Annotated in this window: 17 protein-coding genes; 10 read left to right on the plus strand and 7 right to left on the minus strand. The window is 65.9% G+C overall.

The window, feature by feature from the left end; translation table 11 throughout:
- Window positions 1-67 precede the first annotated feature (67 nt).
- Window positions 68-2035: an archaea-specific SMC-related protein gene (locus tag ACFEMD_RS11125; protein ID WP_394741076.1), complete on the plus strand. Its 1968-nt coding sequence runs from the start codon at window positions 68-70 to the stop codon at window positions 2033-2035.
- Window positions 2036-2098: 63 nt separating this feature from the next.
- Here ACFEMD_RS11125 and ACFEMD_RS11130 read toward each other — a convergent pair whose 3' ends face one another.
- The gene (locus ACFEMD_RS11130; RefSeq protein ID WP_394741077.1) at window positions 2099-3262 is read right to left on the minus strand and encodes an acyl-CoA dehydrogenase family protein; all 1164 of its coding nucleotides are present in this window, start codon (window positions 3260-3262) and stop codon (window positions 2099-2101) included.
- Between the two features lie 204 nt (window positions 3263-3466).
- Between ACFEMD_RS11130 and ACFEMD_RS11135 the strand changes: the two genes are divergently transcribed.
- The gene (locus tag ACFEMD_RS11135) at window positions 3467-4606 is read left to right on the plus strand and encodes an acyl-CoA dehydrogenase family protein (protein WP_394741078.1); all 1140 of its coding nucleotides are present in this window, start codon (window positions 3467-3469) and stop codon (window positions 4604-4606) included.
- A 357-nt stretch (window positions 4607-4963) separates the two neighbouring features.
- Here ACFEMD_RS11135 and ACFEMD_RS11140 read toward each other — a convergent pair whose 3' ends face one another.
- Both ACFEMD_RS11140 and ACFEMD_RS11145 read right to left on the minus strand, forming a co-directional pair.
- Window positions 4964-7183 (minus strand): LUD domain-containing protein, encoded by a 2220-nt coding sequence (locus ACFEMD_RS11140; protein ID WP_394741079.1) that lies wholly within the window; start codon window positions 7181-7183, stop codon window positions 4964-4966.
- Complete coding sequence (locus tag ACFEMD_RS11145; RefSeq protein ID WP_394741080.1) at window positions 7176-7697, minus strand: LutC/YkgG family protein; 522 nt, start codon at window positions 7695-7697, stop codon at window positions 7176-7178. The genes ACFEMD_RS11140 and ACFEMD_RS11145 overlap by 8 nt, the downstream gene beginning before the upstream one ends.
- A 300-nt stretch (window positions 7698-7997) precedes the next feature.
- On the opposite strand from ACFEMD_RS11145, the gene ACFEMD_RS11150 reads away from it, so the two are divergent.
- The gene (locus tag ACFEMD_RS11150; RefSeq protein WP_394741081.1) at window positions 7998-11117 is read left to right on the plus strand and encodes an FAD-binding and (Fe-S)-binding domain-containing protein; all 3120 of its coding nucleotides are present in this window, start codon (window positions 7998-8000) and stop codon (window positions 11115-11117) included.
- 68 nt (window positions 11118-11185) lie between these two features.
- Here the strand turns inward: ACFEMD_RS11150 and ACFEMD_RS11155 are convergent, their stop codons facing one another.
- Window positions 11186-12019: a lamin tail domain-containing protein gene (locus ACFEMD_RS11155; protein ID WP_394741082.1), complete on the minus strand. Its 834-nt coding sequence runs from the start codon at window positions 12017-12019 to the stop codon at window positions 11186-11188.
- 225 nt (window positions 12020-12244) lie between these two features.
- Here ACFEMD_RS11155 and ACFEMD_RS11160 point away from each other — a divergent pair, with 225 nt between their 5' ends.
- Window positions 12245-12679: a universal stress protein gene (locus ACFEMD_RS11160; RefSeq protein ID WP_394741083.1), complete on the plus strand. Its 435-nt coding sequence runs from the start codon at window positions 12245-12247 to the stop codon at window positions 12677-12679.
- 160 nt (window positions 12680-12839) lie between these two features.
- Window positions 12840-13907 (plus strand): anthranilate phosphoribosyltransferase, encoded by a 1068-nt coding sequence (locus ACFEMD_RS11165; protein ID WP_394741084.1) that lies wholly within the window; start codon window positions 12840-12842, stop codon window positions 13905-13907.
- A gap of 16 nt (window positions 13908-13923) precedes the next feature.
- Here the strand turns inward: ACFEMD_RS11165 and ACFEMD_RS11170 are convergent, their stop codons facing one another.
- Together ACFEMD_RS11170 and ACFEMD_RS11175 are read right to left on the minus strand one after the other, a co-directional pair.
- Window positions 13924-14430: a DUF3368 domain-containing protein gene (locus tag ACFEMD_RS11170; protein ID WP_394741085.1), complete on the minus strand. Its 507-nt coding sequence runs from the start codon at window positions 14428-14430 to the stop codon at window positions 13924-13926.
- On the minus strand, window positions 14417-14665 hold the full coding sequence (locus ACFEMD_RS11175; RefSeq protein ID WP_394741086.1) for a UPF0175 family protein: 249 nt from the start codon (window positions 14663-14665) through the stop codon (window positions 14417-14419). The genes ACFEMD_RS11170 and ACFEMD_RS11175 overlap by 14 nt, the downstream gene beginning before the upstream one ends.
- Before the next feature lie 279 nt (window positions 14666-14944).
- On the opposite strand from ACFEMD_RS11175, the gene ACFEMD_RS11180 reads away from it, so the two are divergent.
- The 3 genes from ACFEMD_RS11180 (at window position 14945) to ACFEMD_RS11190 (ending at window position 16816) form a co-directional block, all read left to right on the plus strand.
- Window positions 14945-15355, plus strand: coding sequence for a DUF5518 domain-containing protein (locus ACFEMD_RS11180; protein ID WP_394741087.1), 411 nt, complete (start codon window positions 14945-14947; stop codon window positions 15353-15355).
- 117 nt (window positions 15356-15472) lie between these two features.
- Entirely contained in the window at window positions 15473-16234 is a 762-nt protein-coding gene (locus tag ACFEMD_RS11185) for an SDR family NAD(P)-dependent oxidoreductase (RefSeq protein WP_394741088.1), read from the plus strand.
- 81 nt (window positions 16235-16315) lie between these two features.
- Window positions 16316-16816: a small multi-drug export protein gene (locus tag ACFEMD_RS11190; protein WP_394741089.1), complete on the plus strand. Its 501-nt coding sequence runs from the start codon at window positions 16316-16318 to the stop codon at window positions 16814-16816.
- Window positions 16817-16820: 4 nt separating this feature from the next.
- Here ACFEMD_RS11190 and ACFEMD_RS11195 read toward each other — a convergent pair whose 3' ends face one another.
- Window positions 16821-17792 (minus strand): succinylglutamate desuccinylase/aspartoacylase family protein, encoded by a 972-nt coding sequence (locus tag ACFEMD_RS11195; protein ID WP_394741090.1) that lies wholly within the window; start codon window positions 17790-17792, stop codon window positions 16821-16823.
- Between the two features lie 98 nt (window positions 17793-17890).
- Here ACFEMD_RS11195 and ACFEMD_RS11200 point away from each other — a divergent pair, with 98 nt between their 5' ends.
- Together ACFEMD_RS11200 and ACFEMD_RS11205 are read left to right on the plus strand one after the other, a co-directional pair.
- Window positions 17891-18409 (plus strand): peptidylprolyl isomerase, encoded by a 519-nt coding sequence (locus ACFEMD_RS11200; protein WP_394741091.1) that lies wholly within the window; start codon window positions 17891-17893, stop codon window positions 18407-18409.
- A gap of 169 nt (window positions 18410-18578) precedes the next feature.
- Complete coding sequence (locus ACFEMD_RS11205) at window positions 18579-20642, plus strand: bifunctional metallophosphatase/5'-nucleotidase (RefSeq protein ID WP_394741092.1); 2064 nt, start codon at window positions 18579-18581, stop codon at window positions 20640-20642.

A 20642-nucleotide genomic window follows, 5' to 3' on the forward strand; every position in this document is an offset into this window, starting at 1 on the left:
GTTGAATCCGGTCCCGGTGGAAGCTGAATGGACAATACCTATTTGCCCGGCCGCGTTACCGGGCTGTATGAAGACGAGCCAGAACGTATCGAATCGGGAGACTCCAGACCAGACGACGCTCTCGGTAAGCAACATCGGCGGTATCGAGGAGACGACCGTCTCGTTCCAGCAGGGGATCACCGTCCTCTCGGGCCGAAACGCGACCAACAGAACGTCGCTGCTCCAGGGCATCATGGCCGCACTCGGAAGCGACCGGGCGAGTCTCAAGGCCGACGCGAAGGAGGGTGAGGCCGTCCTCGAGTTCGGCGACGAGACGTACCGCCGAACGCTCCACCGGCGGAACGGAACCGTTGCCACGGAGGGTGACCCGTACCTCGAGGATCCGGAGGTTGCGGATCTGTTCGCGTTCTTGCTCGAGTCCAACGAAGCGCGCCGGGCCGTCGCTCGGGGCGACGAGCTCCGGGACCTGATCATGCGTCCGGTCGACACCGACGCGATCAAGGCTGAGATCCAGCAGCTCGAACAGCGAAAGCAGCGTATCGACGACGAACTCGACGAACTCGACGACCTCGAGGATCGGCTTCCCGATCTCGAAGCGAAGCGAACGCGGGTGAGCGACGAGATCGAGTCGCTCCGGGAGGAACTCGAGGAAGCGGAAGCACAGCTCGAGGCGACGAACGTCGACGTCGAGACCCGCCGCGAGGAGCGTTCCGAGCTCGAGACGAAGCTGGACGAACTCCGCGGCACCCGATCCGACCTCGAGCGCACCCGCGACCGGATCGACACCGAACGCGAGAGTATCGAGGCCCTCGAGGACGAACGCGAGGAGGTCGAGGCGCAGCTCGAGGAGCTCTCGACGGGCGAGGAAACCGACGTCGGCCGCCTGGAGGCCGAGATCGACTCGCTGCAGGCCCAAAAGGACGACCTCAACGAGGAAATCTCGCAGCTCCAGCGGACGGTACAGTTCAACGAACGGCTACTCGAGGAAGCCGGGGAGTTCCTCGGCGACGACGGCCACGAACACGACGGCGGCGCCGTTACCGACCAGCTGCTGGCCGACAGCGACTCCGAGACGGTCACCTGCTGGACCTGTGGCTCGTCGGTCGCCACCGAACAGATCGAGAGCACGCTCGAACAGCTTCGCGGGGTCCACCAAGACCGACTCGAGGATCGTTCTGCGATCGACGACGAACTCGACGAGAAGCGGGCGACGCTGACCGAGATCAACGAGAACCGAACGGAGTACGACCGAGCGGATCGGCGACTCGACTCGATCGACGACGAGATCGAGCGCCGCCGCGACCGGATCGACGACCTCACCGACGAGCGGGAGTCGCTCACCGAGGAGATCGACGACCTCGAGAGCGAGATCGACGACCTCGAAAGCGACGGCTCCGAGGACATCCTCGAACAGCACCGCGAGGTCAACCAGCTCGAGTTCGAACTCGAGCGCAAGGAGCGCGAGCGCGACGAGATCGAAGCGGAGATCGCCGACGTCGAGGACCGACTCGACGAGCGCGAAGGTCTCGAGAGCCGCCGCGAGGGGACGACCGAGGAGCTGACGGACCTGCGAACCCGCATCGACCGCATCGAGGAGGACGCCGTCGAGGCGTTCAACGAGCACATGGAGAACCTGCTCGAGACGCTGGGGTACAGCAACCTCGATCGGATCTGGATCGACCGCACCACGCGGGAGGTCCGCGAGGGTCGCCGGAAGGTCTCGCGGTCCTCGTTCGATCTGAAGATCGTCCGCAGCACCGAGGAGGGCGCGGCCTACGAGGACGCGATCGAACACCTAAGCGAGAGCGAGCGCGAGGTGACGGGACTGGTCTTCGCGCTGGCGGGATACCTCGTCCACGACGTCTACGAGACGGTGCCGTTCATGCTGCTCGACTCCCTCGAGGCGATCGACGCAGAGCGGATCACGGCGCTGGTCGAGTACTTCGAGTCGTACGCGCCGTACCTCGTCGTGGCGCTGCTCGACGAGGACGCCGAGCAGCTCGCACAGAGCCACGACGTCGTCTCCGAGATCTAGCGGTTCGGTTCGAGCGGACGCCACTTCGGCGACGGGCGGATCAGCCGCCGGGGATCGCTACCGCTACGTGAACGCCTGGAAGCCCGTCAGTTCCTCACCGAGGACGAGCGTGTGGATGTCGTGGGTCCCCTCGTAGGTGTAGACCGTCTCCATGTTCGCCATGTGTCGCATCGGCGAGTAGTCGGTCGTGATCCCGTTTCCGCCGAGCATCTCGCGGGCGACCCGCGACTGGTCGCGGGCCGTTCGGACGTTGTTGCGTTTCGCCATCGAGACGTGCTTGGGGCGCATCTCACCCCGTTCCTTGAGCTCCGCCAGGCGGTAGGCCAGCAGCTGGGCGAGCGTGATCTGGGTCGCCATCTCGGCGAGCTTCTCCTGCTGGAGCTGGAAGCGACCGATCGGGCCGCCGAACTGCTCGCGCTCGGTAGCGTATGCGCGGGCCTCCTCGAAGCAGTCCCGCGCGGCCCCGACCGCACCCCAGGCGATGCCGTAGCGGGCCTGCGTGAGACACGACAGCGGCCCCTTCATTCCGGAGACGCCGGGCAGGACGTTCTCCTCGGGGACCCGAACGTCGTTGAGCCCGATCTCGCCCGTGATCGACGCTCGTAGCGAGAGCTTTTCGGTTATTTTGTTCGTCGAGACGCCGTCCCGATCGGTCTCGACTAAGAACCCGCGAACGGGGTCGTCCTCGCTCGAGCGATCCCGCGCCCAGACGACGGCGACGTCGGCGACCGGCGAGTTCGTGATCCAGGTCTTCGAGCCGTTGAGGACGTAGCCGTCCGCGTCGGCCTCGGCGTGAGTCTCCATCGCCGAGGGGTTCGAGCCGTGCTCGGGTTCGGTGAGGCCGAAACAGCCGATCGCCTCGCCCCGTCCCATCGCCGGGAGCCACTCCTCCTTCTGGGCCTCGCTCCCGTAGGCGTGGATCGGATACATTACGAGCGCGCCCTGGACCGAGGCCATCGAGCGCAGCCCCGAATCGCCGGCCTCGAGTTCCTGCATCAGCAGTCCGTACGCGGTCTCCGAGACGTTCGGCGAGCCGTACCCCTCGAGGTTCGGCGCGTAGAAGCCGAGTTCGCCCATTTTCGGGATGAGTTCCTCGGGGAAGGTTCCGGCCTCGAAGTGGTCGCCGATGTCGGGTTTGACGTGTTCCTCGACGAACTCCCGGGCCGTGTCCCGGATCATGCGCTCCTCCTGGTCGAGATCGGCCTCGAGTTGGACGAAATCCAGCATACCGGATAGTACGCCAACGAGCCAATAGGCATTGTGGTACGCATTCTGTCACACGTTGCGATCGGGGTCGTCCGTCCAGTCTACAGGGTTGCTCGAACAAAACTCTCGCCGACCACTCCTTACACCAATTCCATATATCCCACATCACCTTACAGTGTTTAGCATAAGCGAAGGTATTTTGTACGTAGCTTCCGATACCCGGGTATGGCATTCGCCCTGTCCGACGAGCACCGCGCGATCCGCGAGGCCGTCCGCGAGTTCGGCGAAAACGAGATCGAGCCGGTCGCCGAGGAGTACGACCGGAACTGCACGTATCCTGAGGAGATCCGCAAGGAGGCGGCATCGTACGACTTCGTCGCGCCAGGAATTCCGCTCGAGTACGACGGCGCGGGGATGGACAAGCTCTCCTCGACGATCGTCACCGAGGAGCTGTGGCGCGCGGATCCGGGAATCGGCTCCGCGGTCGGCTCCGCGGGCTTCGGGACGAACATGATCCTCGAGTTCGGCGACGAGTGGATGAAAGAGAAGTGGCTGCCGAGGATCGCCAACGGAGAAACGGCGTCGTGTTCGATGATCTCCGAACCCGCACACGGCTCGAACGTCGCGGGGATCGAGACCCGCGCAGAAAAGGACGGCGACGGTTACGTTCTCGACGGCAACAAGATGTGGATCACCAACGGCACCGTCGCCGACGTCGGTGTCCTGATGGCCAAGACGAGCCCCGACGAGGGCCACCGCGGCATCACCGCCTTCCTCGTCGAGATGAATTCCGACGGGATCTCGACCGAGAAGATCGACAACAAGCTCGGCATCCGCGCCTCGGACCTCGCGGAGGTCATCGTCGACGACGTCCGCGTCCCCGAAGAGAACGTCATCGGCGAAGTCGACGAGGGCTTCTATCAGCTGATGGAGTTCTTCGCCGCCGGACGAACCAGCGTCGCCGCTCAGGCCGTCGGGGCTGCCCAGGGGGCGCTCGACTCGGCCCTCGAGTACGCCACCGAGCGCGAGCAGTTCGACCAGAAGATCAGCGAGTTCCAGGCGATCGAGCACAAGCTCGCCGAGATGGCCACGAACGTCGAGGCCGCCCGCTCGCTGACCTACCGCGCCGCGACGCAGGTCGAGCGGGGCAACCAGGAGGTCGCCGCGCGCTTCTCGAGCATGGCGAAGCTGTTCGCCTCCGAGCGCGCGGTCGACGTCGCCGACGAGGCGATTCAGGTCCACGGCGGCTCTGGCTACGTCACTGACTACCCCGCCGAACGGTACTACCGCGACGCCCGCATAACGAAGATCTACGAGGGAACCAGCGAGATCCAGAAGAACATCATCGCCGATCAACTGCTGTAGTCGCTCCCGGGGCGGGAGGCGTTCGGTTGACGAAACCTGGTCGTTTCGCGCGGCGATGTGTTCAACTCTTCCTGTCCGGATAAAAATACTGACTCCAATGTGAAGTGGAGTCGTATAGTATCAGAATTATTATCAAACTAGCTCGGACCCCCTATCGTTCGAATACGGTCTTGTACGCTACGGAAGACGATCGATCGAGAAGAGAGATCTGCCGTTCGAGACCGCCTACCGGCAGGAGTATCGACGTCTGGTTCGGGGTTTGCCCCCGTAGAGTGGCTCGACGGGATCACTTCCAGCGACGGCGACCGATCGAACCTGTTGACCTCGGTTGATTATCTCGAACCTGATGGGTCGAGACTAGGCCCCGCTGCCTGGATCGATCGCTTCGACCGGATGGCTCGCCTCGCGCTCGAGCAGGTCGTCGAGCTGGTCCTCACAGGAGGTGCCGCTGGCGAGGACCAGTCGGTCCTCGGCGGTCGGGCTCTCGAACTGATCGCGCAGTCGGTCGCCGACGTCCATGCTGAGCTCGTAGTACTCCTGCTTGTAGCCGAAGCTGCCGGCCATTCCGCAACACTCGACGTCGCTCTCGAAGACGTCGGCGCCGAGCTCCTCGAGGACGGCCGTCGTGTACGCCTCGAGTCCCAGCGTTCGCTGCTGGCAGTGGCTGTGGTAGGCGACCGGTCGGTCGGGAGCCTGGAGCGCCGCAGGGTCGGCGCCGTTCTCGAGACAGCCGTAGACGTACTCGAGGATCTCGTAGCTCCCGTCCCGGAGCCGTTCGAACGAGCGCTCCGGAAGAAGCTTCTCGTACTCCCGGTGGAACATCGCCAGATCCGAGGGCTCGATGACGACGATGTCCCGTCCCGCATCGAGGTGCTCGGCCAGCGCCGCGTACACCTCGCTGGCCTGCTCGTCGGCGGTCGCGATCATCCCCTGGGAGAGCGGCGCGCGTCCGCTTTCGCCGACGTTCGGAACGCGGACGTGAACGTCCAGCGCCTCGAGAACCCTGACTGCCGCCTTCCCCCGATCGACGTCGACGTAGTTCGTGTACGTGTCGGGGTAGAGGACGGCCTCCCGGTCGGCTTCGCTCGCCGCGACTCGCGACCCTCGTTCGCCGTACCACTCGCGAAGCGTCTCGCGCTCGAACGCCGGCAGGGGTCGCCGGCTGTCGACGCCGACGGACCGCTCGAGTAGCGACCGGACCAGCCCGAGTTCGGCCACTCGATTCGACAGCGGCGCGGTCGCGCTGCCGAGCTTCGCGAGGGTCTCGTAGTTGCCGAAGAGGCGCTTCTGGAGGTCGAGCCCACTCGATTCCTCGTCGGGGACGAGCTCGTCGTAGAGGAACTCGAACCGGTCCGGATCGCCCCCGCGGTTGAGCCGGTCCCGAACCACCGTGTTGATCCAGGGGATGTCGATCTCGACCGGACAGGCGTTGACGCAGCGCGAACAGCCCGTACAGAGATCGTTGAACTCGGCGACGCTGTCGGCGCCGTGGACGCCGGCCTCCCAGCCCGTCGCGATCCCGCCCGAGTAGGTCTCCCCGCCGAAGGCGTGGCCGCCGACCGACTGGAAGTTCGCACAGGAGTTCGCACACGCCGAACACCGAATGCAGTACAGCGTCTCGCGGAGCTGATCGTCCTCGCGCATCGCGGTGCGGCCGTTGTCGATCAATACGAGGTGGAAATCGCGGTCGTCCTCGCGCTCGGCGAAGGTGACGTCGGGTTCGTCGATATCGACGGTCGGCGACTCGACCGGCGGCGTCAGCAGCGAGATGTAGGAGGTGATGTCCTGGCCGGTGCCCGACCGCCCGATCAGCTCGATGAACGGCGAGAGGTCCTCGACCGAGGGGACGACTTTCTCGACGCCCGCGACGGCGACGTGGGTGTCGGGCACGACGGCCGTCTTGCGGGCGTTGCCCTCGCTGGTGACGAGCATGATCGTCCCCGAGTCGGCCGTGATGAAGTTCGCGCCCGTCATGCCGACGTCGGCTCCGCGGATCTGCTCGCCGAGTCGCTCCCGGGCGAACATCGTCAGCTCCTCGGCCGTCTCGAGCGGTTCTTCGAGCTCGAAGCGGTCGTTGAACAGCCGGGCGATCTCCGCGCGGGAACGGTGGATCGCCGGCGCGACGATGTGGGAGGGAGACTCGTCGGCGACCTGCAACACCCACTCGCCGAGATCGGTCTCGACGACGTCGACGCCGTCGCCCTCGAGCGCCTCGTTGACCTCGAGCTCCTCGCTGGTCATCGACTTCGACTTGACGACACGGTCGGCCTCTTTCTCTGCAGCGATTTCCCGAATGTAGCGGTTGGCGTCTGCGGCGTCGTCGGCGAGGTAGACCGTCCCGCCGTTTTCCTCGACGGTCTCGGTCACTTGCTCGAGCAGCTCCGGCAGGCGCTCGATCGCGTCCTCCTTGATCGCGCGAGCTTCGCCTTTCAGCTCCTCGTAGGCCTCGAGATCGGCGACGGCCTCGTACCGTCCCCGGTTGAATCCGGCCGTGTTGGCCTCGACGGCGTCGCCCTCGGTCTCGAGGAGGTGGCGGATCCGGGCCGCCTTCGCCCGTCGGTCGTCGGGCTTACTCATCGGCTGCCTCCTCGAGCAGGACGACGTGGACGTCCTTCGGGCCGTGAGCGCCTTTCACGAGCGACCCCATATCGGCGGTCGCGCTCGGTCCAGTCGCGAGAATTGCACTCCCCTCATCGCGGAGCGTCGGGCCGAGGCGGTCGATCGCCGTCGGCATGTCGGGGACCAGATCCGCCTCCCGGAGGACGGCGATGTGGAGGTCCGGAAAGAGGCTCACCTGCTCGGCGCCGTCCTCGGTCGTGGGCAGGACGACGCTGCCGTAGTCGGCGATCCCGAACGAGGCGGCGGTGACGCCCGTCGTCGCCGCCTCGAGCGTCCGCGGCGACGGTTCTTCGTTGACCCACGCCGGCAACGAGACGCCGTCGAACGGGAGGGGGGTTCCCACGACGGGGTCGTCGACGACGTCCTCGAGCGTCGCCTCGAACGAGGCGGGCTCGGTCCGGCTCACGCCGACCTCGAGGTCGGCGAGGGAGTCCTGAAACCGCCGTCGAAGCGACCCTGATTCGGTACTCATATCTCGACCCTGCGACCCGATCCACATTACTGTTGTGCAACCCGTTCCCTCGAGTGGCTGTCTCACTCACTGGGAGCGACTCCCCGGTGTCGTCGAGGGGTCGGTTCGCGGGTCGACCGCGAGGGGCCGTGACGAAAACCGTCCTCTAGCCCAGCAACTATATGTGGGGTCCACTCATGGTCGGATAATGGCCGTTCGATTCTCCCTCGAGCGCGGCGGTGACCGTCCCCCTTCGGTTCTCGGCGGTCGTTCAAGTATCGCGACAGGAACTTTCACCGCGGGCGAACACCGATCGTTCCCATGACTACGACGCCACCCTCCCGATCCGACCCGGCCGACAATCCCAGAGCCGACTACGACTACCGGAGCGACGACGTCGATCGGCCGGCGCTGGTCGAGGACATCGGCGGACTGATCGACGGCGACGTCCGCGCGGATTCGTACTCGAGGGAGCTGTACGCGACCGACGCGAGCATCTACGAGGTGACTCCCGTCGCCGTCGTCTTCCCGCTGTCGACCGACGACGTCGCCGCGACCGTCGAGTACTGCGCCGAACGGGGAATCCCGGTGCTGCCGCGGGGCGGCGGAACGAGCCTCGCCGGGCAGACGGTCAACGAGGCCGTCGTGCTCGATTTCACGCTGTCCATGGACGGCGTCGTCGACGTTGACCCCGACGCCAGTCGGGCGACCGCCCAGCCCGGAATCTACCTCGAGACGCTCAACGAGACCCTCGAGCCCCACGGACTGAAGTTCGCGCCCGACCCCGCCTGGGGCGACAAGAGCGCGCTCGGCGGCGCGATCGGGAACAACTCGACGGGCGCCCACTCTCTGCAGTACGGCAAGACCGACGCCTACGTCGAGGAGGTAGAGGTCGTCCTCGCCGACGGTACTCGCACGCGCTTCGGCGAGGTCGCCCTCGAGGACCTGCCCGAGCTCGCCGCCGGCGACGACCTCGAGTCGGCGATCTACGCCGAGGTCGCGCGGATCCTCGAGGAACGGGGTGAGCTGATCGCGGAAACGTACCCCGACCTCAAGCGCAACGTCTCGGGGTACAACTTAGATTGGCTCGTCGAGGACGCGCTGGGCGGAGAGCGCGGCGTCGGCGAGCCCGCTTCCGAGGGCGGGACGGTCAACCTCGCGAAGCTGCTCTGTGGCAGCGAGGGCACCCTCGCGATCGTCACCGAGGCGACCGTCTCGCTCGAGCCGATCCCCGCCGAGAAGAGCATGGCGCTGCTCGCCTACGACAGCGTCCTCGAGGCGATGGACGACGTGGCGGCGATCGTCGACCACGACGCGGCCGCGGTCGAGGTCATCGACGACGTGCTGATCGACCTCGCACGAGGGACCGCCGAGTTTGCGTCCGTCACCGAGATGCTTCCGGAGGGGACCGGCGCCGTCCTCATCGTCGAGTTCTACGCCGAGGACGCGGCCGACGGAAAGCGACGGGTCGCGAACCTGCTCGCCGACCGCTGTCCGTCGGTCGATCCCGTCGGCGAGGTCGACCCTCCCGAAGAGCGGGTCGTCGCCGACGAGGAAGTCCACGCGTTCGACGCGATCGAGGCCCACGACGCCGAGAGCCGGAGCCAGATCTGGAAGCTCCGCAAGTCCGGCCTGCCGATCTTGCTCTCGCGGACGACCGACGAGAAGCACATCGCCTTTCTCGAGGATACCGCCATTCCACCCGAGAACCTCCCGGCGTTCGTCGCGGACTTCCAGGACGTCCTCGAGGACCACGATACCTACGCCAGCTTCTACGCCCACGCCGGGCCCGGCGTCCTCCACATCCGGCCGCTGATCGACACGAAGACCGAGGCGGGCCTCGAGGAGATGTCGTCGATCGCCGACGCCGTCACGGATCTGGTCGTCGAGTACGACGGCTCGGTCTCGGGTGAGCACGGCGACGGCCGTGCACGCACGCAGTGGAACCGCAAGCTCTACGGCGAGGAGCTGTGGGAGACCTTCCAGGAGCTGAAGACGGCGTTCGACCCCGACTGGATCCTGAATCCCGGCCAGGTCGTCTTTCGCGAGGAGAACCCGACCGACATGACCGAGCACCACCGGTTCGGTCCCGACTACGAGTTCGAACCCGGCTTCGAGCCCGCCCTCGAGTGGGACAACGACAACGGGTTTCAGGGGATGGTCGAACTCTGTCACGGCTGTGGGGGCTGTCGGGGCGAACAGTCGACGACCGGGGGCGTGATGTGTCCGACGTTCCGGGCGAGCCACGAGGAGATCACCAGCACCCGCGGTCGAGCGAACGCGCTGCGCCAGGCGATGAGCGGCGACCTCGACCCCGACGAGGCCTTCTCCGACGAGTTCGTCGAGGAGGTGATGGACCTCTGTATCGGCTGCAAGGGGTGTGCGATCGACTGTCCCAGCGAGGTCGACATGGCGAAGCTCAAGGCCGAGGTCACCCACGAGTACCACGAGCGAAACGGTTCGTCGCTGCGGGATCGGCTCTTCGCCAACGTCTCGACCCTCTCGAAGTGGGGCTCGAAGTTCCCGCTGCTCTCGAGCGCTGCCCCGAAGCTCCCCGGCGCCCGGAAGCTGCTCGAGGCGACGGTCGGGATCGACTCGAGCCGACCGCTGCCGTCGTTCCGCCCGATGACGTTCCGTGACTGGTTCGAAGAGCGAGGCGGCCCGACCGCCTCGGAACGGCGAGCGCTGGAAGCGCGAGGTGGCTCGCGCGTTCCCGAGCGCGGCGCCGACCGGAAGGCGATCGTCTACCCCGACACCTACACCAACTACAGCCACCCCGAGGCGGGGAAGGCTGCCGTTCGGGTCCTCGAGGCCGCGGGCGTCCCGGTCAAGGTACCCGACGAGCTCGACGACACGGGTCGACCCGCGTTCTCGAAGGGCTTTCTCGAACAGGCCGGCGAGACCGCCCGCGAGAACGTCCGGGCGCTCGCCCCGCTGATCGAGGGAGGGTGGGACGTGGTCGTGATCGAACCCTCCGACGCGGTGATGTTCCAGTCGGACTACCTGGACCTGCTCTCCGACGAGGAGGCCCGAACCCTGGCGGAGGCGAGCTACGGAGTCTGCGAGTACATCGACGCGTTCCGGCTCGACGAACGGCTCGCGTTCGACGCGCCCGAGGAGTCGTTGACCTACCACGGCCACTGCCACCAGAAGGCGACGGCGAAGGACCACCACGCCGTCGGCGTGCTCCGGCGGGCGGGGTACGCCGTCGACCCCCTCGACTCGGGCTGCTGTGGCATGGCCGGCAGCTTCGGGTACGAGGCCGAACACGGCTCGATGAGCGACGCGATCGCCTCGATCCTCTACGACCAGGTCGACTCGAGTCCCGGGGAGCGGGTGGTCGCACCCGGCGCTTCCTGTCGCACCCAGCTGCAGAACCGCGACGGAGACACGGAGGAGCCTCCGACGCCGATCGAACTCGTCGACGCCGCGCTTCGGTAGCTTCCCCTCGAAACCTTCCAGTCTAAAAATTCACTGTCCGGTAGCGAATCGCGCTACCCGGTTGTTGGTTAGCAGTCGTCTTGCGTGCGCTCCGATTCGTCCGTCTCTTTCTCCCCTTTTTCGGATCGCTCCGCCGCTTCTTCGTCGGGACAGTCGTCGTCTTCGGGTTCGGGTTCTTTCTTCTCTTCTTCGGAGCAATCGTCTTCCTCGGACTCCTCTTTTTCAGCTTCCTCCTCGGGACAGTCGTCTTCCTTCCGTTCGGCCGTCTCCTCTTCCTCGGCCTCGGGCTCCGACTCGTCCGGTTTCTCCTCAGTCTCCTCCCCCTCGTCTTCGCGTTCTCCGTCCTCGGGCTCCGGCTCGTCGGGCTCTGCCTCACCGTCTTCGGGCTCTTCGTCTTCAGCTTCCTCGTCCTCCGACTCCTCGTCTTCGGTCTCCTCGTCCTCCGAGTCGTCGACGGGATCGCCGGGTTCCGTTTCACCCGTCGAGGTGTCGTAGACCGAGACTGCGTTGGACCGACTCGGCGTGTACAGGGCGATCACGTTCGTGCCCTCGTTGTCGATCCGTCCGGCCTCGTAGTCGTAGGTGACGTCGGCGTCGGTGTCGTAGTATCCGGAGGTGATGCGAAGCTCTCCTCCCGGCGCGATCTCGGTTCCGCTCGGCAGCGAGTCGGACTGGTCGTAGTCCGGATTGTTGTACAGCCAGTCGACGACGTAGCCCGAGAGGTCGACCGTCGACTCCCCCTCGTTTCGCAGCACGATGAGGTCCTGCTCGGGCGTCACTGACTCGATGACGACCGGTACGCCGTGTCCGTCGGCGGCCGCCTGAGATCCAATTCCCACGAGTCCGGCAACCGCAGCGCCCGCTCCCGCCAGTACTGCTCGACGCGATCTGTGTCCTGTCATACGGCGATATATACATAACCAAGCGAATATAATATAATTTACTTATTTGGTCACTCGATATATTCTGTGATGCATATATGTTTTATCTGGATATTACTCGATAGAAATGTAGAAGATCCAACTGAATGTCGAATCGTCGGAGAACCCGTTGCGAGGGCTCGAGCGAGCCGGACCGATCAGCACTCGAGGAGTCGGTTTATGGCGCTGCCCATCGTAGAAACCGCCATGGTCTCCACCGTACTCGTCCCGATCGACGACTCGGAGCGCTCGAACGAGACCCTCGAGTACGCCCTCGAGGTCCACCCCGACGCGACGATCACGGCACTTCACGTCGTCGATCCGCGGAAGTTCTACTCCGGGACCGGAATCGAGGGCAGCATCACGACCAACTACGAGCAGATCCAGGAGAACTACGAGCAGCAGGCTCGGGCGCTGCTCGCGGAAGTCGAGGAAACGGCCGCCGAACGCGGCGCCGAGATCGAGACGGAGTGGGTCACCGGCGCGGTCGCCCGATCGATCGTCGACTACGCGACCGACCACGACGTCGACGCGATCGTCATGGGAAGCCACGGGCGTTCGGGTGCGAGCCGCATCCTGCTCGGTAGCATCGCCGAGACCGTCACCCGCCGCTCGCCGGTTCCGGTCACGATCGTCCGCTGAGACGCCTCTCGGAGCTCCCCTCGGTGCGACCACGGATGGCGGGGACGTCCCCGAGAGCGGGGTCCGTTTCGAATCCAGCTACGTCGCCCGGCGTCGGAGACGGTCCCGAAAAAGCGCCGGAAACGGGAATCTTTTGCGCCCGCTTCGGTAACGACGATCCATGACGAACAACTCCGAGACGTTCGGCGAGTGGCCGCTCAAGCGGCTGCTGACCGAGGTCGTCGGCTCCGGTCCCAAATCGGCCGACGACATGACCCGCGAGCAGGCCCGCGAGGCGTTCCAGCGCATCCTCGCTAGCGAGCCCGAGGAGACGACACTCGGCGCGTTCTGGCTGGCCAACCGCTGGAAGCGAAACACCCCCGAGGAGCTGGCGGCCTACACCGACGTCATGCGCGAGGAGTCGGTCGTCACCGCTGCCCCCGACGTCGACCCGGTTGACTGCGGCGCGAACTACGACGGCAAACACACCTCCGCGCTGCTCGGCGTCGGTGCCGGCGTCGTCGCCGCCGCGGCGGACACCCCGGTCGTCGTCCACTCCGGCGACGGCGTTCCGACCCAGAAGGAGACCGCCTACAAGCACGTGCTAGACGAACTGGGGGTTCGGACCGACCTCGAGCCCGACGAAAGCGCCGATATGGTCGACGAGACCGGCTTCGGTTTCTACTACCAGCCCGCGTTCAATCCGGGAATCGACGACCTGTTCGAGCGACGCGACGAGATGGGCGTCCGGACGTTCGTCAACACGATCGAGACGGTCGCCAACCCCGCCGAAGCCGACGTCCACCTCGGCTCCTTTTACCACCTCGCGTTCGCGAAGAAGCTGACCGACCTCCTCAAGGGGAGCGAGGAACTCGACTACTCGAGAGCGATCTTCTTCCAGGGGATGGAGGGGTACGACGACATTCGGCCGGGGTACACGAAGGTCGCCGAGTGGAACGCGGGGGAGGACCTGACCGACTACGAGATCGAAACCGCGGAGTACGGTATGGAGATGGAAAGCGAGGACCTCGCGGTCGACGACATCGCCGCCGACTCGGCGACGATCACCGAGGACGTTCTCGCGGGCGAGCGCGAGGATCAGTTCGCCGATGCCATCGCGCTCAACGGCGCGTTCCGGATGTACGCCCGCCAGGACGTCGATTCGCTCGAGGAGGGACTCGAGCGGGCTCGCGACGCCATCGCTGACGGCAGCGCGCAGGCGGTCCTCGAGGAGCTACGCGAGTTCTGAAACGCCGATTCACGAATCACGTTCCGTCTTGACCGTCGTCGACGGCATCGATCGCCTGCTGATACAATTCGTCGTCGATCCAGAATCCGGCGTCGCGAAGCGCATCGAGCGCCGGCTCGATCGCAAGTTCGTCGCGTTCGGCGGCTTTCAACAGGATACCGACAACGCCGGTTACCGGGAGATCGTGACGACGTGCGACCTGCCGCCCGTCCCGCTCGTCGATCAACACCAGTTCGGCGCCGTGTTCGATCGCCAGCGCGATCGCGGCGGCCTCGCCTTCGTCTAGCTCCGTTCGAAACTCTCGAACGAGATCGGTCCGCTGTGGCCGGGTTACGGTTACGAACCCGCTTTCGAGAAACGACTCGAGCCGATCGACCTCGCCCTCACCGGCGAGCAGTTCCGAGCGAACCGCCTCGGGAACGGTGATCGACGAGAACTGCGAACGGAGCAACTCGAGTCGACCGATCAGCGCGAGGTTGAGCAGGGGTGACGTGTCGGCGACGACGCCCTTATCGGTCGGCATAGTCGAGATCTTCGGCCAATTCCTCGTCGGTGTAGTGGCGTTCGATACCGCGTTTCCCGAGCAACTCGCCGAACTCCCGTTTCGACAGCCCCGCGAGTTCTCGTGCCTTCCCGAACGAAAGGGCCCTCCGATCGTACAGCGAACACGCGAGTTCCTCGCGCATGACCCCCTCTCGCTCGTCTTCCGGAAGCCGAAGCGCGTCGTAGACCTCCTCCGGAATTTCGATTGCGGTCATAGCCAACGATAGGACGGAGTATCGGATAAGCGTTCGTTCCGAACCGTCCACGTCCTTGAGCGGGCTCGCGACGCCATCGCTGACGGCAGCGCGCAGGCGGTCCTCGAGGAGCTACGCGAGTTCTGAGCCAAGGAGGTTCCTTCGGACTCGCACGAGGAATCGTCACGGTCGAGCCTGCTGGCGGTCGTCACGTACTGATCGAGTCCGCGCCGACAATCATCCCGCCCACTACGGCGACCTGACAGCCAAATATATCAACTATCGTGTATTGGTTGGCGTATGGCACCGAACGATCCGCCGCCGTCGCTCGAGAACCCGACGCCGCCCCCGGTCGACGAACAGGATCCCGGACGCGGCACGAGTACCACGCTCAACGCCGTCCTCGGCGGCGTCGTCGGGATCGTCCTCTCGTTCGTTCCGCTGTCGCCGGTGCTTGGGGGCGCCGTCGCGGGCTACCTCGAGGGCGGCGACACCGACGACGGACTGCGGGTCGGCGCGCTCGCCGGACTGGTCGCGCTGCTCCCGCTGAGCGTCGTCGGGTTCTTCCTGCTTTTTCTCCTCGGGTTCGGCGCAAACTCGGCGGTGCTGGGCGTGCTGGGACTGGTCGCGTTCCTCTTCGTAACGATATACACCGTCGGTTTGAGCGCCCTCGGCGGCGTTATCGGCGTCTATGCCGAAAGCGAGTTCTAACGATCGGTTCGAGAGAGCTTACCAATGTTTTGTATCTAGGCCGGTATCCCGAACAAAATTCGAGAATCGGTCGAAACCACGAACGAATTTATATAGTAGCCGTCCGAGCATCGTGGTATGCGACTCGAGAACGAGACGGCCCTCATCACGGGCGCGGCGTCGGGAATCGGACGCGCGACGGCCGAACGCTTCGCGGACGAGGGCGCACGTGTCATCGTCACCGATATCGACAGCGACGGCGGGGAAGCCGTTGCGGCTGAACTCGCCGACGGCGACACCGAAGCGGAGTTCTACGACCTCGACGTCACCGACAGCGAGCAGTTTCACGCGGTCGTCGACACGGTCGCCGAGGAGTACGGGCTCGATATCGTCGTCAACAACGCGGGGACGGGCCACCCTTCCTCGCGGCTCGAGGAGACCGACGACTCGATTCGGGACTTCGTCATCGACGTCAACGTCAAGGGCGTCTGGAACGGCTGTCACGCCGCCCTACCGCACATGAAAGAGCAGGGTGAGGGGTCGATCGTCAACGTCGGCTCGCTGGCGAGCATCCTCGGGTTGCCCAAGCAGGCCGCCTACTCGCTGAGCAAGGGCGCCGTGCTCAACCTCACGCGTGCGATCGCCGCCGAGGCAGGCCCCTACGGGATCCGGGCGAACACCGTCTGTCCGGGCTTTACCGACACGACGCTGCTCGAGCAGTATCTGGCGATGCGGGACGACCCCGAGGCGGCCCGCGAGGCGATGGCCGAAGAGTACCCGCTCAAGCGGCTCGGCGAAGCCGAGGAGATCGCCGACGCGATCCTGTTTCTCGCGAGCGACGAGGCCTCGTTCGTCAGCGGCCACGGGCTGGTCGTCGACGGCGGCTTTTCGACCTGCTGAGGCCCGCTGGGCGGCGAACCGAAATCGCTTTTTCGTTGGTTCACGTCGCTATCGGCGACGCCGTTACGCCGAGTCACTCACATGTCACTCTCGATCGCAGTCGTCGACGCCGGGACCGCACTCGAGGAAGCGGGCGGGCTCCTCCGGTACGCGCTCGTCTTCCTGCTCGCGATGGTGCCGGCGGTCGAGCCGTTCGCCGTGATTCCGATCGCCATCGGACTCGGATTCGATCCCGTTGCGACGGGCGTCGCCGCGTTCGCCGGCAGCGTTACCGCGGTCTACCTGCTCGTCGCCTTCCAGGACCGCCTACTCGCTCTGTGGCGGCGACGCTCCGGCGATGACGGGTCGACCTCGAGCGGTCGACCCGAACGCGCGCGACGCGTCTGGGAGCGGTACGGACTCGTCGCGTTCGCGTTCGTCGGACCGATACTGGCCGGAATCCACCTCGCGGCGCTGATCGCCGTCACGGTCGACGGCCGTCCGCGTCGCGTCGCGGTCTGGCTGACGGTCGGCCTCGGCGCCTGGACGGTCGCGCTCGTCGTCGGCTCGGTGGCCGGCCTCTCCGCGCTCGGGCTGGCGTAGCCGCTCACTCCTCGCGGATCAGCGCGACGCTGGCGAGCTTTTCGCCGGCCGGGACGGTCGCCTCCTGGGTGAGCGTGTACAACAGTCCCTCGCGACCGACGACGGCCTCCTGGAGCGCCTCGTAGGTTGACGGATCGTACACCGTGCCGAGCACGTCGCCCTCCGAGACTGGCTGGCCGATCTCGAGGGCCGGATCCGGCCGGAACAGCCCCGAGTGGTCGGCGACGACCTGGCCGAGGTGGTTCCTGGCGAGGGTCTGCTCGCGCGCGGGAACCTCGCCGGGCAACAACCCGAGCTGGCGACAGACGTCGAGCAGCCCGTCGACGCCGATCTCGACCGCATCCTCGAGGATCTGCTTGTTGTGGGCGAGTTCGGGCGTGATCGAGGGAATTCCTTCATTGGCGGCCGCGACCCGCAGCTTGCCGGCGAACCCGCGGCGGTGCCACTCCTCGCTCGCCTCGTCGTCGGCCTCCTCCGAGAGCAGGAGGTCGGTGCCGAACGCCTCGGCCAGCGCGTGCGACTCCTCGTCGCCCTCGAGGAAGACGACGTGTGGGAGCATGTCCGGGCTCCCGGTGTGGAGGTCGACGACGGCGTCGGCGTCGCCGACGTACCCCCAGAGCCGGGCGGCCATGCGTTCGTGGAGGGTCCCGTCGGCGTTTCCCGGCCACACCCGGTTCATGTTCGGGTTGACGCTGTCGATGATCTCCGGGGTCGTGTAGGAGACGCGATCGAACGTCAGCGGGTTCGCGACGGGAACGGCGACGATCCGACCCGACAGCGACTCGAGCGAGAGTCGGTCGTGAAACCGGCGAAGCACCTCGGTGCCGTTGATCTCGCGGCCGTGCTGGGCGGCCTGGACGTACAGCGTCGGCCCGTCGTCGGCGCCGTCGTAGCTGTGTACCGTCGTCGTGATCTCGACGCCCGACGGCAGTCGTGCGAGCGTCACCTCCTCGGCCGTGTGGGTTCCGGCGGTCATGAACGACCGTTTCACGTCCGGCGGTATGTACCTGCGGCAGGCGGTTACACCGTTCCGAGACCACTACCGTTTTCACCCGTCCGGTCGTCGAGCGACGTATGGGCAACGTTACTGCGACCCTGCACACGAGCGAGGGCGACATCGAGGTCGAACTCTACGACGAGCGCGCGCCGCGAACCGTCGACAACTTCGTCGGGCTCGCGACGGGCGGCAAGGAGTGGACTGACCCCGAGACGGGCGAGGAGGTCGAGGGCGAGCCGCTGTACGACGACGTGGTCTTCCACCGGATCATCGACGGATTCATGATCCAGGGCGGCGACCCGACCGGAACCGGTCGTGGCGGCCCCGGCTACCAGTTCGACGACGAGTTCCACGAGGAGCTGCGCCACGACGACGCCGGGGTCCTCTCGATGGCCAACTCCGGACCAGACACCAACGGCTCGCAGTTCTTCATCACGCTGGACGCCCAGCCCCACCTCGACGACCGCCACGCCGTCTTCGGCAAAGTTACCGACGGGATGGACGTCGTCCGCGAGATCGGCGACGTCGAGACCGACGCCAACGACCGACCGCGCGAGGACGTCGTCCTCGAGTCGGTGTCGGTCGACTACGAGTAGCGACTCGAGCGTTTCTCTCGTTTTGCGCCCGTCGTTTCCACGGTTTCGAGCCAATCCTGTCGATTTGGTACGCTGCTCGAGCGAATTGTTTTACTAGTCGTGTCAGATTATACCAGATACGATCCATGTATGAGAACAACTTTCACGGATGGTTTTCAATTATCGATCGATGTCTTCCGACAAGTCGGACTGCGGACGGCGAACGGGGAGTCGATCGACGCGGGGCGAACCGGCGACGGAGCGGAGCCAGGTCTACGCGGTCGAGGACGACGGCGAACTCTGCCCCAAGGAGCCCTCGGAGGTAGCGCGGGAGTGTGGCTGCGGACGAACGCACACGCGCCGGACGTTCATGGGGGCAACCGCGGCCACCGCGGGTGCGCTGACGCTCGGCTCGCAGGTCTCCGGCGTCGCGGCCGACGAGCCGGAGGGCGACACCGTCACTATCGTCCACGATCTGCACACCCACAGCGAGATCGGCGAGCCCGGCGAGCCCAACATCGCGCGCTACTGGAACGTCGTCCAGGAGCAGCTCGGGGACCGGGACGACGCCGTCTTCCTCGCGAACGGGGACGAACTCGGCTCGTCGACGATCTCGTTTTTCACCGAGGGCGAGCACAAGATCGACTTCATGAACGACATGGACCTCACCGCCGCGGGCGTCGGCAACCACGACTTCGACTACGGCGTCGAGGTCGCCGAGCAACGGTTCGCCGACAGCGAGTTCCCGTGGCTGAACTCGGCGCTGTACACGCCCGACGGCGAGCTGTTCCCCGAGACCGAGGAGTACACCACCCTCGAGATCGGCGACCTCACGGTCGGCCTGTTCAACGTCGTCCTTCGGGGCTTTCACGGGATCACCGACTACCCGGACGACTACGAGCAACGCGACCCCGTCGAGACGGCCCGGGAGATGACCCAGCTGCTCCGGGAGGAGGAGGACGCCGACGTCGTCGTCTGCTCGTCGCACACGCCCCACGAGACCCACTTCGAGCTCGCCGAGGAGGTCGACGGGCTGGACGCCATCTTCGGCTCGCACTCCCACTACACGATGGACACCGCGGAGGAATACGAAGGAACCGTCATCAGCGAGGTCGGCTACGCCTACTTCCACCTGGGCGTGATGACGCTCGACTCGGAGGGGAACCTCGTGAGCTGGGAGCGCCTCGACTTGGACGAGGACACCGAAGCCGATCCGGAGTTCAAAGAGCGCATCGAGGCCCAGTACGACGAGCTCGACGAGGAGCTCTCGGAGGTGATCGGCGAGACGGCCGTCGAACTCGACACCTCGGGCTCGATCACCTACGGCCGCGAGGCCCTGATCGGTAACCTCATCACGGACACGATGCTCGATCTGCACTCCGACGCGCAGGTCGCCTTCCAGAACGGCGGCGGGATTCGAACGAACACCACGTACGGCCCAGGCGAACTCACCGCGGGCGACGTGCTGGGGATCCTCCCGTTCGGCAACGAGGCGGTCGTCTTCGAGGCGACCGGCGAGGAGATCCTGCAGGTACTCGAGAACCGCATCGACACGCTCCCGGACAACACCTTCGGCGCCCAGCAGGGCCAGCAGGTCGGCGGCCTCCAGTACGAGTGGAGCGGCCACGAGGAACCCGAGGTCGGCGACGTCTACGTCGAGGGCGAACCCCTCGAGCCCGACGAGACGTACGTCGTCTCGACGACCGACTACCTCAAGAACACCGCCGAGGACTACGCACCGTTCAGCGACGCGGAGCTGCTCTGGGAGGGTGGAATCATCCTCGGCCCCGCCGTGATGGAGTACGTCGAAGAACACAGCCCCGTCGAGCCCGAACTCGAGAACCGCATCCTGCGGGTCGACGAGGACGTCGGGAGCTACCGGGCCGTTCGTCGGGAGGACGGCCGAACGCTGCTCTGCTTCGACGTCCCCGAGGGGGCGGCCGAGATCGGCGACGCCGAGACGTTCTTCGGCGCGACGACCGACGTCGACGAGGACGCTCCGGACCCCGTCTCCGCCGAGATCGAGGATGGACTCCTCTGGATCGGGTACGACACCGGCGACCTCCAGCAGTTCCTCGCCACCACCGACGCCGAGGAGCTGCGGGTTTTCGGCGAGTTCGAACCCGACGAGGAACACTACGGCTACACCGACACCGACGGCGAACTCCTCGAGCTTCCCGTCGCCGCCGTCTACGACGGCTTCAAGCTCAAGGCGACGATCGACGCCGCGTCGCCGTCGCTCGGGGAGGACTGA

The organism is Natronococcus roseus, from assembly GCF_043677095.1.
GTDB lineage: Archaea > Halobacteriota > Halobacteria > Halobacteriales > Natrialbaceae > Natronococcus > Natronococcus roseus.